This is a genomic window from Marinoscillum sp. (assembly GCF_965229915.1).
Classification (GTDB): Bacteria; Bacteroidota; Bacteroidia; order Cytophagales; family Cyclobacteriaceae; genus Marinoscillum.
On the sequence record NZ_CBDDJZ010000002.1, the window covers coordinates 370,139 to 383,303 of the forward strand.

A 13,165-nucleotide genomic window follows, 5' to 3' on the forward strand; every position below is an offset into this window, starting at 1 on the left:
ATATTAAGAAAAGCTGAGCTCACTGAAGTGGAACCCTTAATTTCTAATAGGATAAGCCAACTCAAACAATACCTCTCTCAATGGCGTATATGGCCAATCCGGCCACCGTCTTACATCCCGTTTTTTCTAGTATGTTCCGCTTATGTGCCTCCACGGTTCGTACACTTATGAATAGCTTCTCAGCAATTTCCTGATTGGTGAGTTCATCCATTACCAGTTTCACCACTTCTTTTTCCCTTCTTGACAATGGGATCTCAACTGTGAGTCGTTGTTTGGGTTTGCGTCCTGTGAGCTGCCCCATGATAATCTCATAGACTTCCTTACTGTAATAGGTCTCGCCATTTTTAATAGCCTTTATGGCCTCCATGATTTCTTCCTTGGGGCTGTTCTTCAAGACATAACCATTCGCTCCCAGTGAGATCATTTTCTTCACCTGTGACACCTCGTTGATCATAGAAATCACCAGCACGTCTTGCTCTACTCCTCTTGATTGTAGTTCTGTCAAGAATTCTACTCCGTTCATTTCCGGCATGGCTATATCCGTAATTACCAGATCAAACTCCTTTTGCTCCAGCAGCTCCAAAGCTTCTTTACCATTGTTTGCTTCAGCGAGTATCTCTATTTCCTCAGTTTTACTGAAATAGAGCGACATGGCATCCCGAATCATGGGATGATCATCTACCAATAGAATGGTGATTTTATTCTCCTTCATATGTGTCTGGTTCAAGTTCTACTAAGATGCTAGTGCCTTCACCAGGCACACTATCGATTTCCACATGTGCATTGATTACGGACGCTCTATTTTTAATACTGGACAAGCCAAACCCTGCTGCATCATTATCTCTCGCATCAAACCCTGACCCGTCATCTTCTATCATCAGCGACAAGCGGTTCTCACTTTCCATTAACTGCACCAACACATGCTTGGCACCGGAGTGCTTATAAATGTTGGCAGTAGCTTCCTGAAAGATACGATAAAGATTCAATTCAATGTCCTGATGATAGCGTCTGGATTTGATGTTGTCATGAAATTCAGCCGTTAATCCAGAGCTATTGTTGAGCTGTTCTACCTCGTCATTGAGTGTAGCTGACAACCCACTGTTGCGCAGAGCCCTTGGAATGAGGCTATGTGACATATTTCGAATTTCGGAAATAGCCTCATTTAGTTTTTGAATGCTGTTGGTAAGTATCCGGTGGTTCTCCGTAGAGGTATCTTCAAGAGATTGCAGGTACATATTTACCGTAGCGATCTTTTGCTGAATACCATCATGCAGCTCATGTGCTATCCGAAAACGCTCCTTATCTTCAGCTTTTAAGGTGGCACTCATCAGCTCTTCATTGAGCTTGGATTTCAAAACCTGTTCTTGCAGTTTGTTGCGCTCGGTCAAATCACGGGCAACATTGGCAAAGCAAATAAACCCTTCCTGATCATCGTAGATAGGAAATATCTGATGATCCATGGGAATAGCTTCACCTGTTTTCCAATGCAATACATCAAATTCAGCTTCCCAGATTTTACCCTGGAGGGCATACTTCTTCATTCCATTCTGAACGATCTTATAGGTAACAGGATCGAGTATTTCTTCAATGTGCACATGATCATAATCTTCAAAGCCAAGACGCTCAACACCAAACCGATTGATGTAGATGAACTTGTATTCTTCATCCATGAATGAGATAAAATCAGAACTATTCTCAATGGAAGAAATAAGAATTTTTTGCTGACGCTCTGCCTCTCTCCTGCGCGTGATGTCTCTACTGACACCTGACAGCCCCACGATCTCACCATCATGATCATAAATCGGCTCGGTGGTCGCCTGAATCCACCGAATGGCTCCCTCCCTATCCATGAACTGATGCTCTTTATTGATGGCGTGCAAGCCTTCCTCCAAAACTCTCAGTTCATCATCTGCTACTTGTCGTGCGTTGAACTCATTGATCTCAGCTTCACTTTTGCCGACCATGTCTCTCCAGGAGTTAAACCCATTGAGGTCCGCGAGTGACTGGCTGGCAATCACGTATTTCTGATCCAGATCCTTGATGAAGATGTGGTCGTAAGCAGTATCCATTAAGCTTATCATGTACTGATTCACTTTGACTAACTCCGTTACATCTTCGCTGATGATGGAAATCCCGGTAACTACGCCATCAATGATAATCGGATTGAAAGAAGTGACGTAGGTACCAATACTTCCTTCAAAATTATAGGTATCCTGGACAGAATATTTTTCTCCTTCCAGTGCACGCAGGTACCGTTGTTGCCATTTTCCACGCTCTGGATCTGGAAAGAACTCCAGCAACGACATCCCGATTCGGATGGGTTGATCAGAGTAGTTCTTCATGAATTCTTCCAGAGAGGAATTCTTAGCTCGTAGACAGAGGTCAATATCCAAGGAATAAATCATGGCATCAGTATTCTCCACTAAGGCTAATAAATTGGCCTGATTCTGCTGAATTAAGTTCTGCATGACCCGACGTTTTCGGATCATCCGGCGTAGTGAAAAGATCCACCCAAGCAGGATGACCAGCAACACCCCAGACACCAGTGCAATTTGATAAGCCAACTTACGATCAATTGTCTCAATCATATTGGAGCCGTACCATCTTTTGATCAGGGTCTGCTTTTCAACTTCCGCTACGCTGTTAATGGCCTTTTGAAAGATGGCCGTCATCATAGGGTTGGGAGATGAAACATGTAATTCGGTAGCGAAATCTGTCAATGACGCAATAAACAGATCAGAATAGCCCTGCGATTGAATGTGGTAATTGAGTGTGGAAATACTACCAAGGTAGCCATCCAACTCTCCAGCTAACACCCGGTCCAGACCATTTGCACTGGATGGTAGCGGCACCAACAGAAGATTGGGATATCTCTTAGCTATCTCCTCGTAGTGTGGGTTATACTCTACCACTCCTACCTCTATTGTCCCTAAACTCTTAATTTCACTGAAAAATGGACTTCCCCGGCGCATCGCCAGTCCGTATGGAATGGTCAGAAAAGGATCCGTGTAGTAATAATCAGGCTTCTTTCTTTCAAAATCAGGGTAAATAAAAATGGAGTTGGGCTGACTGGCATACTCATTAATCACTGTACTGTCTCCAGTCCCAATTATTTCGAAGGTCAATTCCAGGTTGCTATTGATTAACTCGAGGTAGTCGGCCACAAAACCCTCCATACGTCCATTGCTCACAGACACAATCGGCATCCAGTGCTCTATGGTTATTAGGTTGATTGAAGAAAAACGAGAAATAAAACGCGATTCGGCATCATTCAAAATGGGTTTGTAAACCTGATCGATGCGTAACCAATTATTGATCAATTCACTTTTCCTGGCAGGAGATATTGCCTCGATACCTTTGTTAAGGATGCTCACAACAGGATCATCCGTTTTCTTAATTGAATACACCAGATCAAAACCCTTACCGGCAGGTAGATAAATCAGCTTGATGCCAGGAAAGGAGTTTTTCCAGAGGTAATAATTCATGTCTAGCGCAGATATGAAGTATTCCACTTCTCCAGATAGAGTCGCCTCAATTAGTTCTGTTCTGGACGGGTACACCTTTTTTTCAATTTGGGGGATCCCGTCCAGGTAGTTATTGAGGAATTGATCTGAAGCTTGCACTCCCACTCTCTTACCAAAGAGCTCTGAGGTATCATTGACAGGCTGATGATCTACCGTGGAATAAAAGGCGATTTGAAATCGATTATACGGAATCGTGAAATCGAAGTGTTGTGCTCGCTGGGGCTCAGGTGAAGAATACACCAAACCGTCAATCTGACCAGTTTTGGCTTGATCAACTATGTCGCTCCACACACCGGACTCCAGGCGAAATTCTATCCCAGTGACTTTGGTCAGTTCATCAAGATAATCTCTTTCAAAACCGCTAACCTGACCCTCTGACCCTTCAATAATCATTGGCTCCCAGGAAGAGTCACCACCCAACACGATCACTGGTGAAGTAGCTACATACGCGCTTTCCTCTGGAGTAAGTACCACGGATTGAGCCCACAAACTACTTCCAAATAGCAGGATGAGCATTGAAGCTGTGAAGCGAGTGAGTATCACCTGGTCAAATTAACCTATTCTAGCCAGTCTTGAAAGGCTAAAAAGACCAGTTGGTCGAATTAAATCAACTCAATGGAGTCTTTATGAAGGGTAATTTTCCGTTGCTTGTAAAGAGACCCGATTGACTTTTTGAAGTTTTTCTTGCTCATCCCCAGGAGCTTACTTATCTCATCAGGATCACTTTTATCATGCAGCGGTAGTTTTCCTCCTTCCTTTTTGAGACGATCAAGAATTTTTTGTGCGTTAGGCTCAATACGCTCCACACCGATAGGCTCTAAGCTCAAATCGATTTTCTTATCCGCACGAACTTCCTTCACATAAGCGGTCGTGTGGTCTCCCGGAGTTATTTGTTTAAAAACCTGATTCTTATAAATCAAACCCCGATACTTGTTGTTGATGATGGAAACATAGCCAATCTCAGTCTCCGGACCGATCAGCACCCGCACTTCTTGTCCGGGCTCCAGATCAATCTCATCAAACTCGATCAGCTTATTGATATGTGCTGAGGCCACCAATCGATCTGTCAGGTCATCCAGGTACATATAAACCAAATAACCCTGTCCCTTCTCCATCCGCTGGATCTGCTCTTTGAATGGCACTAACAGGTCTTTTTCAAGCCCCCAATCCAGAAATGCTCCAAATGAGGTGGTATCCTTTACCTCCAGGTAAGCTATTTCTCCCATTTGAATCTTTGGGGTGAGTGTGGTGGCAATCAACCGGTCTTCAGAGTCAGTGTAGATGAATACATCAATGTAATGTCCCACCTCCAAACCTTCAGGAATGTACTTGTTAGGGAGCAAAATCTCTTCTACTGCATCGCCTACATAATATCCCTGTTCTGTCACTTTGAGGACTTCCAGCTTGTTTACTTTCCCGATTTCTATGATTGGAATGGCCATAATACTGTAATTCTATGGCAAAGGTATCGCTTTTGTCAGCGCTAGATTAAATTTGCGCCATCAATAAATCAACACAAATGAAAAAAGCAGAAATACACACCAAGAAAGGTGTCATGAAAATTGAGTTTTATGAAAAGGATGCACCAAACACGGTAGCTAATTTCGTTGACCTGGCTGAGCATGGATTTTATGATGGTTTGACCTTCCATCGGGTGATTCCTGACTTTGTGATCCAGGGTGGATGTCCTAACGGAACTGGCGCTGGTGGTCCTGGCTATACCATCGACTGTGAACTGGATGGTGACAATCAATACCATGACAGAGGAGTGTTATCAATGGCTCACGCAGGCAGAAATACAGGTGGTTCACAATTTTTCATCTGTCATAGCCGCACCAATACAGCGCACCTTGATAGAAATCATACTTGCTTTGGTAAAGTAGTAGATGGCCTGGAAGTGATCGATGCGATCAAACAGGGAGATGTAATGGAAAAAGTGGTCATTACTGAAGCCTAACTAGCTATCCTGATTGATGAGAAATAAAGACTTTCATCAATCAGGATATCACCAAGGTCAACGACTAATCATGCGTTGAATGAAAGCAAAAGTGGAATCATATACTTCCTCCACACTTTGACTTTTGATAGGGTTTGCTATCACGTGCGCTTCGGCATTCGGAAATGCAACTACTTGTTTTTCATCCTCAGGGGTGCTGGAATGGCTATCAAACCGTAGCATCGCGTCAGTGGAAACCGTAGGATCTCGTTCTTGCCCGTTTTTGTAATAGTACCCCAGGAAGTAAGGTTGTGAAACACGCTCAAACACTTCCTCAGTCATGGTTTGATCCAATAGGGACTGCAAAGCGATCAGGCCTTCAGTACGGTAAGTGGTAGTCCAGTACTTCAACCCATCGCCCTCTCCTGCTCCAGACGGATTCCAATAATCGCCTACCACAGATTTTAAGATTTGCTTACCCCAGGGACCAGTAATCAGCTTCGATGTGGGATCAGCCAATGAGATGTTGGGTGAATACATCACTAGCATATCCATGACTTCTTTGTTAGCTCCTGCCAGGTAAATGGAAAGAGTAGCTCCGGTACTGCAAGACATCACTATCACATCCTCTCCTAATAACTGACCGATGGCTATTGCTTCTTTTGCCGCGTCAATTAGTTCATTAGGGGTCAGGTCGATAAAAGACTCTCGGTCGTCCAGTCCATGACCAGGCAACAAAGGCATGTACAGGTTATATCCCAGCTCCTCAGCCAATTGAAAATGCACTGGATTGGACTCCATTGGGCTTGCCGAAAAACCATGTAAGTAGACAATGCTATAACGGGTCTTGTGTATACTATCATTGGCCCAAACGATTCTGGATTCATTACCTGATTTGAAATGGGGTAAATGGACTTCTTTGGATTTCACCCAGCGATCCAGACTATCAAGGGAAAGGGTGATCGGCTGAATTTCTGGACCGACTATTGGGTCAAAATGCGCTTTGGGACCAATGAAATACCCAACAACCAAAATCAGAAAGATGACAAGAATAACTTTTAATGCTTTCACAGAATTAATGTTTGTCTAAAGGTATTCTTTATGCGCATAATAATTCCAAACTCGTGCTATTTCCATCGCTACAAACCAACCCTTGAATGCAATATCAAAGACAAGAGTTTACATTTCACATAAACTTTTCATAGTTATAGAGCTATTCACCTAATAACCAGCTATTTTTGCGGCTTCATTTATTAGGACTATGACCGAAATTAGAAATATCGCCATTATCGCTCACGTAGATCATGGCAAAACAACGTTGGTGGACAAGATGATCCACTTCTCCAAACTGTTCAGAGAAAATCAGGAATTCAACGACCTGATCCTGGACAACAATGATTTGGAGCGAGAGAGAGGGATCACCATTCTTTCCAAAAACGTTTCTGTGAACTACAAAGGCGTGAAAATCAACATCATCGACACCCCAGGTCACTCCGATTTTGGTGGTGAAGTGGAGCGTGTTCTGAAGATGGCTGATGGTGTATTGCTACTCGTTGATGCCTTTGAAGGACCTATGCCACAAACACGTTTTGTGATGAGTAAGGCACTGGCTCTTGGACTGAACCCAATTGTGGTAGTGAATAAAGTGGATAAGGAAAACTGCCAGCCAGATGTAGTCATGGAGCAGGTATTTGACCTGATGTTTTCACTGGATGCAACTGAGGAACAACTGGACTTTACCACTGTGTACGGATCTAGCAAGAACGGCTGGATGAGTGACGACTGGAAAAAGCAGACCGAAGATATCTCTCACCTGATGGATGTAATCCTGGAAAAAGTTCCAGCTCCTAAAGTCGTGGAAGGTGTTCCTGCATTACAGATCACTTCACTCGATTTCTCCAATTTCGTAGGGCGTATTGCTATCGGAAAAGTAGTACAGGGGACGCTAAAAGAAGGCGCTCAGCTTGGACTGGCCAAGAAAGATGGTGCTTTGAAGAAAGTACGCATCAAAGAACTTCATGTATTTGAAGGATTGGGTAAGAAACAAGTGAAGGAAGTACCATGTGGCGACATCTGTGCGATCACAGGTATCGAGGATTTTGACATTGGAGATACAGTAACGGATTTTGAAAACCCACACATTCTGCCTCGTATAGCGATCGATGAGCCTACGATGAGCATGTTGTTTGCAATCAACGACTCACCATTCTTCGGCAAAGAAGGAAAATTTGTAACCTCCAGACAGATCAGAGACAGACTCTACAAAGAAGTAGAGCGTAACCTGGCACTTCGAATCCAGCCTACCGACTCAGAAGATAAGTTTTTGGTGTTCGGACGTGGTATTCTCCACTTGTCAGTGTTGATCGAAACGATGCGTCGTGAAGGGTATGAACTACAGGTTGGGCAGCCACAGGTGCTAATCAAAGAAATAGACGGCAAACAGCATGAGCCTATCGAGCACATGGTAGTGGACGTCCCAGAGGAATACTCAGGTAAAGTAATCGAGCTGGCTACTCAACGTAAAGGTGACCTCACCGTGATGGAGCCAAAAGGATCTATCCAGCACCTGGAGTTTGATATTCCGGCAAGAGGATTGATCGGGCTGAGAAATAGAATGCTGACTGCCACAGCAGGTGAAGCGGTGATGACCCACCGGTTCAAGTCTTATGAGCCAATGAAAGGAGAAATCCCAACAAGAAACAATGGTTCGATGATCGCTATGGAAGCAGGAGCAAGTACCGCTTACTCCATGGATAAGCTACAGGACAGAGGCGTTTTCTTCATCGATCCGGGAGATGATTTGTATATCGGACAAGTGATTGGTGAGCACACCAGAGGAAATGACCTGGCCGTGAACGTGGTGAAAGGAAAGAAACTGACCAACATGCGTGCGTCTGGTTCGGATGACAACTCCAAAGTAGCACCAAAGCGCCAGTTCTCGCTCGAAGATGCATTGGAGTATATCCAGAAGGATGAATACGTGGAGGTAACTCCTACTTCGCTGAGAATGCGAAAGATCCAGTTCAAACCTTGATCTAAATAAGGTATTGCATTGAAAAGCCGCCAAGACGCTTCGGTCTCGGTGGCTTTTTTGTTCTATTAATAATTCAATTGCCTCAATAGGTCGGTAATACAAGGAATGAACTAAATTAGTTAGCTCACTCACCAAACGATCTACCATGTACACCAGACGCAACTACGGTTTTTGGATGACCTTCAACTGGTCCAAGCGACCATTTATCTTTGGCCTTGTCTACAGCACTGCCGTTTTTGCGCTCTCGCATTACCTGAGCAACCAAATCCACCTGCCTTGGAGTGCTGTGACTGTGATTGGTATCGCTGTAGCGTTCTACCTGGGCTTTAAAAACAATTCTGCCTATGACCGCACCTGGGAAGCTCGCAAGATCTATGGGGCAATTGTCAACAGCAGTCGGTCCTTTGCTGCTGCTGTGGTATCGTTTATCAAAGGAAAGGAAGACCATGAGGTGAAGAAGGAATTGATCCATCGACACATTGCCTGGATGACAGCCCTCAGGCATCAACTCCGACTGAGCAAACCATGGGAACACACCGATGAAAGGCTCCGTCATTACGTACCGACCATTTGTGAGAGCTATAACAACAAGTTGGATGCGGAACTATCCAGTTACATCTCTCCTACCGAAATAGCAGCTTTGGAAGGCAAAACCAACAAAGCAACACAGCTTCTAAAGACCCAATCCGCTCGACTGCAAGAACTTCACGATCAGGGGTATTTTGAACACTTTCGGCACATGCAGTTCTTTGACCTGGTCAAGGACTTTTATGACAATCAGGGAAAAGCCGAACGCATCAAGAACTTTCCCTTTCCCAGGCAATATGCTTCCACAGCCCTTTGGATCACTTATGTGTTTGCTGCTTTGGTGCCTTTTGGTATTGTGGATGTATTCATGAATGCAGCGGAGTGGGTCTATTGGGTAAGTCCTATTTTCTCCGCATTGATCATCTGGGTGTTTTTCCTGATGGAAAAGATTGGCGACTACTCAGAAAACCCGTTTGAAGGCACTTACAATGATGTGCCCATCACTCAGATTTCGAGGGGAATAGAGATCGACATCCGCGAAATGATCGGTGATGACAACATCCCCGGACCTATCAAAGAGGAAAATGGATTTTTGATGTGATTCAGTCCGCCAAAAGGTCATCGATTATTGGACTTAATTCATCATAGATGGCCGTCTTGGCTCGCTCATCTACATACCCCCCTTCACCACCAAACACTAAACTTCCTGATTGATCAAAAACCAAATTAGTAGGATATCCTCCAGTGGGCATAAATGGCTTAGCTAATTCATTTGCACCAGGAATAATTAGGAAGTCCATCTCACGTTTTTGAAGGAAATTTTCAATATCCCCACGACCACTCGCAGCGAAACTCAAAAAAACAACATCTTTGTCCTTGTATGCTTCAACAAGTCGATTTAATGCGGGCATCTCCGCTACACAGGGCTTACAGCCAATGTACCAAAAGTTCATGACCACTATTTTACCTTTCAGATCATCTGATGTGATTTTTTCTTGATTCATCAATTGTCCAGCAAAGTACGGCATTTGACAACCTATTAGCATATCAAAAAAACGCCAGCGTTTTCTCTGGAGGGAATCGCGTACCTGTTCATCTTCCGTTGCTCTAAGTTGTTTCCAGTTGGGGTCGGCTATTTTCTCTCTGAACTCCTCAAAACATATCTGTTGAGCGGTAGATGTAAATGCAATAAATACTATGGCAGCAATCAATAAGGCAAGGCGCATTTGAATGTCTTTTATTAATGCCTCTAATATATAACACTCAACTGATATGAAGAAGTGCTTCAAATAACTAATCTGACTCAATCCACCATCTCATCAAAGAGGGAAATGGATTTTTGATGTGATCGTTAGAAATAGTTGATGATAAACAAGACAAATCCTATCAGAAAAAAAGTAAAAGTAACCGGACTGGCGTGCTTTCGTGGTTTATTCCAATATAGAAACCCGAATAAAGTGGAGCACAATAAAAGTGGTATGGTAATGGAAAAATATGAATAAATCCCAATAGCAGGAATGACAGATTCGCTTGACTGAGGATCTTTCAGATACTTGAGCTCCTGAAGCAGCAGACTCTCCCCAATTATTACCGAATCACCAACTGTTACTATTAGATCATCCTTGCTGTACACAGGGAATGCATCATAGTCTTTGGTGAGAATTCGGTAATGTGTTTCCACATTTCTTCCTCTATTGTTTCGCTCAATACCTGCGCTACCTCCTCTAACAACTGTTGTAATTTCTTTGGCGGGTAGCAAATAATCCAACAGAACCATTGATACGGTAACAGCTCCAAGCAATGTAATGAAGCGAAAGATTTTATTGGTCTGTTCCATTATTCCACCAACGCTAAACTAATCGCCTTAAAACTCTGACCATCAGACATTTGGCAGCCACTCTGAATCATCTTGAAGAGTTCTTCTTCTCTTACCGAGGTATAAGCCTTTTCGGTGGTATACACTTTGATGCCTTCTTTGGATACTGGCCTGGAGAAGAAGGCCTCATCTGTAAAGTCTATTTCGGGATTATCAGTAGTCATGCCTACCAACACCATTTTCTGCTCCAGACATTGGAAAGCCCTCACGTCCGATTTGGAGCGGATTTCCAAAAACTTCACCTTTCTTAAGACACCCTCCAAAATCACATCACTAAACAATGTGATGATATCCTCAGCCTTCTCCTTTTCTGCTTCCTTAATGCGTACCCAATCCTCAGCAGTGATCCCATTGACGATCAGGTAGTCGATGAACTCCTTTTCGAGTTCTTTTAGTTCTGAGGATGTCAGCTCTCGGTATTTGGCTTGCACGGCCATTATTTCGCGAAGATCTGTGACATATCACCAAATGCTTTGAACTCCAGTGCATTGCCCGAAGGGTCCTTGAAAAACATGGTAGCCTGCTCTCCCACTTCTCCTTTAAACCGAATGTACGGCTCGATGATGAACTTTACTCCTTTCGCTTTCAGATCATCCGCCAGGTCCTCCCAGGCTTGCATTTCCAACACCACTCCAAAATGTGGTACAGGCACATCGTGTCCATCCACAGGATTGTGATGGAGAGTTGGTTGCTCCTCTTTAGGCTTCAGATGAATCACAAATTGGTGCCCAAAGAGATTGAAATCCACCCAATGATCGGAACTTCGCCCTTCTTCACAACCGAGCACATCACGGTAAAAAGCACGTGTTTCCACTAAATCATATACAGGTACGGCCAGATGAAACGGAGTAGGCTTTGACATGTCTTGTATTTTTTTGGCGAATTTAGCGATTTCAACCTTTCTTCCTTCTCAGATCATAAAAGAAACATCCCTAAAAAGTAGGGTCTTGTGGTTACTGGTTGTTATTCTCCCAAAAAAAGGACAACTATCTATCATGACTAAGCAGTTACTCACTACAGTCACACTTATTGCAGCTCTACAGCTATCCGCTCAAGACAGTTTACGGACTTATTACGCCTGGAGCCTGGATGCTTACAAGCAAAAGGATTTTCCGAAGTTTTTACAATATGCCAAGCGAGCCAATGAACTAAGACCAAACCATCCGATCCTTGCATACAACATAGCCGCTGCCTATGCTGTGAATAATCATCCTGACAAAAGCATCAGTGCCTTAAAAAGCTATCTATCCATGAATGCCACAATGGATTACATGCAAGACATGGATTTCATTTCAATCAAAGACAACCCTCAATTCAAGGCTCTGAAAAACTACGTAAGTGATCTGAACAAATCGATTGAAACGACTGATTCCGCCTTCTCCTTAAGTCAGGAAACGGATCATTTTGAGTCAATTGGCTACAATTCGAAATCCAAAAACTTTCTATTCGGAAGCGTTACCTCCAGATCGCTTTACTCTTATGATGATGGCAAATTGGAAACAGTGGTTTCTTATGAGCAAAACCCTACGGTCTACGGAGTAATGGGGATCGATTATGGCCTGGATCTTATCTGGATATGCACGGCAGCACTCCCTGAAATCAATGACTATACCGATAATCTAAAAAACAAATCGTCAGTGCTCGCCATCCATCCATCAAGTGGCAAAGTAAAGGTTCAGTACGAAGTACCCGATGCTATACTGGGGGATCTGATCACCACAGAAAATGGCCTGGTCTTAGCTTCTGATGGTTTGGGAAATAAAATCTATTCACTTACCAAAAATGGCGCTCAGGTTTATGCTGATTTGTCAGACCAACTCATCAACCTACAGGGTATGGCTGAAGTGGATGGAAAACTAGTCATCTCTGATTACATACTCGGTTTGCACCTATATGATCCCAAATCTCAACAACTAACCAAACTGGACAACAAAGGACTTTACTCTGATAAAGGGACGGATGGACTTCTCTATGCTAATGAAGCACTGTATTGCTTTCAAAACGGCACCACTCCAAAACGTACTTTCAAAATAACTCTCAGCGACTGGGAAGTATCTGCTGTACAGGTAATTGATCAAAACCTGTCCGACAAAGGAGAACCTACCCAGGGAGTTTTGGTGGATAGCATCATGTACTATATCAGCAATAGTGGATGGGATGCGTACAACGAGGGGGTCTATGAAGGCGCTCCAGACCTGGTGGTTCGCAGCCTTCCTGTTAAAGACTGAAGCCCAACCAAATGGTCGGGCTTCCTTGTTACTAACACT

The 13,165-nt window shown here is 43.7% G+C and carries 12 protein-coding genes; 4 read left to right on the top strand and 8 right to left on the bottom strand.

Annotated features, from left to right (window positions below):
• Window positions 1–61: 61 nt before the first annotated feature.
• The 3 genes from ACO067_RS23710 to ACO067_RS23720 are packed head-to-tail and all read right to left on the bottom strand — an operon-like array spanning window position 62 to window position 4,966.
• Entirely contained in the window at window positions 62–712 is a 651-nt protein-coding gene (locus ACO067_RS23710) for a response regulator (protein WP_421879344.1), read from the bottom strand.
• Window positions 699–4,067 carry a PAS domain-containing protein gene (locus ACO067_RS23715; RefSeq protein ID WP_421879347.1) on the bottom strand — a complete coding sequence of 1,123 codons (3,369 nt, stop codon included), beginning with the start codon at window positions 4,065–4,067 and terminating at the stop codon, window positions 699–701. Before ACO067_RS23715 ends, ACO067_RS23710 begins: the two co-directional genes overlap by 14 nt.
• Window positions 4,068–4,126: 59 nt before the next feature.
• Entirely contained in the window at window positions 4,127–4,966 is an 840-nt protein-coding gene (locus ACO067_RS23720; RefSeq protein ID WP_421879350.1) for a S1 RNA-binding domain-containing protein, read from the bottom strand.
• 77 nt (window positions 4,967–5,043) lie between these two features.
• Here ACO067_RS23720 and ACO067_RS23725 point away from each other — a divergent pair, with 77 nt between their 5' ends.
• Window positions 5,044–5,481 (top strand): peptidylprolyl isomerase, encoded by a 438-nt coding sequence (locus ACO067_RS23725; protein ID WP_421879353.1) that lies wholly within the window; start codon window positions 5,044–5,046, stop codon window positions 5,479–5,481.
• Window positions 5,482–5,538: 57 nt separating this feature from the next.
• On the opposite strand, the gene ACO067_RS23730 is transcribed toward ACO067_RS23725, so the two are convergent.
• Entirely contained in the window at window positions 5,539–6,531 is a 993-nt protein-coding gene (locus tag ACO067_RS23730; protein WP_421879356.1) for an alpha/beta hydrolase, read from the bottom strand.
• A gap of 190 nt (window positions 6,532–6,721) precedes the next feature.
• Here ACO067_RS23730 and typA point away from each other — a divergent pair, with 190 nt between their 5' ends.
• Both typA and ACO067_RS23740 read left to right on the top strand, forming a co-directional pair.
• Window positions 6,722–8,494 (top strand): translational GTPase TypA, encoded by a 1,773-nt coding sequence (gene typA / locus ACO067_RS23735; RefSeq protein WP_421879358.1) that lies wholly within the window; start codon window positions 6,722–6,724, stop codon window positions 8,492–8,494.
• Window positions 8,495–8,639: 145 nt separating this feature from the next.
• The gene (locus ACO067_RS23740; protein WP_421879361.1) at window positions 8,640–9,623 is read left to right on the top strand and encodes a bestrophin family protein; all 984 of its coding nucleotides are present in this window, start codon (window positions 8,640–8,642) and stop codon (window positions 9,621–9,623) included.
• Window position 9,624: 1 nt separating this feature from the next.
• Here ACO067_RS23740 and ACO067_RS23745 read toward each other — a convergent pair whose 3' ends face one another.
• From ACO067_RS23745 to ACO067_RS23760, 4 genes are all read right to left on the bottom strand, one after another.
• Window positions 9,625–10,311, bottom strand: coding sequence for a TlpA disulfide reductase family protein (locus tag ACO067_RS23745; protein ID WP_421879365.1), 687 nt, complete (start codon window positions 10,309–10,311; stop codon window positions 9,625–9,627).
• A 62-nt stretch (window positions 10,312–10,373) separates the two neighbouring features.
• Window positions 10,374–10,859, bottom strand: a complete 486-nt coding sequence (locus ACO067_RS23750; RefSeq protein WP_421879369.1) for a hypothetical protein — start codon at window positions 10,857–10,859, stop codon at window positions 10,374–10,376.
• Entirely contained in the window at window positions 10,859–11,329 is a 471-nt protein-coding gene (locus tag ACO067_RS23755; RefSeq protein WP_421879372.1) for a DUF6495 family protein, read from the bottom strand. The genes ACO067_RS23750 and ACO067_RS23755 overlap by 1 nt, the downstream gene beginning before the upstream one ends.
• Before the next feature lie 5 nt (window positions 11,330–11,334).
• On the bottom strand, window positions 11,335–11,760 hold the full coding sequence (locus ACO067_RS23760; protein WP_421879374.1) for a VOC family protein: 426 nt from the start codon (window positions 11,758–11,760) through the stop codon (window positions 11,335–11,337).
• A 133-nt stretch (window positions 11,761–11,893) separates the two neighbouring features.
• Here ACO067_RS23760 and ACO067_RS23765 point away from each other — a divergent pair, with 133 nt between their 5' ends.
• Window positions 11,894–13,126, top strand: coding sequence for a tetratricopeptide repeat protein (locus ACO067_RS23765; protein ID WP_421879377.1), 1,233 nt, complete (start codon window positions 11,894–11,896; stop codon window positions 13,124–13,126).
• Window positions 13,127–13,165: the final 39 nt, after the last annotated feature.

Bases quoted from the DNA above. Each gene is read 5' to 3' on its own strand.
- ACO067_RS23710 (WP_421879344.1), bottom strand. From the start codon at position 712: ATGAAGGAGAATAAAATCACCATTCTATTGGTAGATGATCATCCCATG.
- ACO067_RS23720 (WP_421879350.1), bottom strand. From the start codon at position 4,966: ATGGCCATTCCAATCATAGAAATCGGGAAAGTAAACAAGCTGGAAGTC.
- ACO067_RS23725 (WP_421879353.1), top strand. From the start codon at position 5,044: ATGAAAAAAGCAGAAATACACACCAAGAAAGGTGTCATGAAAATTGAG.
- typA (WP_421879358.1), top strand. From the start codon at position 6,722: ATGACCGAAATTAGAAATATCGCCATTATCGCTCACGTAGATCATGGC.
- ACO067_RS23740 (WP_421879361.1), top strand. From the start codon at position 8,640: ATGTACACCAGACGCAACTACGGTTTTTGGATGACCTTCAACTGGTCC.
- ACO067_RS23750 (WP_421879369.1), bottom strand. From the start codon at position 10,859: ATGGAACAGACCAATAAAATCTTTCGCTTCATTACATTGCTTGGAGCT.
- ACO067_RS23760 (WP_421879374.1), bottom strand. From the start codon at position 11,760: ATGTCAAAGCCTACTCCGTTTCATCTGGCCGTACCTGTATATGATTTA.
- ACO067_RS23765 (WP_421879377.1), top strand. From the start codon at position 11,894: ATGACTAAGCAGTTACTCACTACAGTCACACTTATTGCAGCTCTACAG.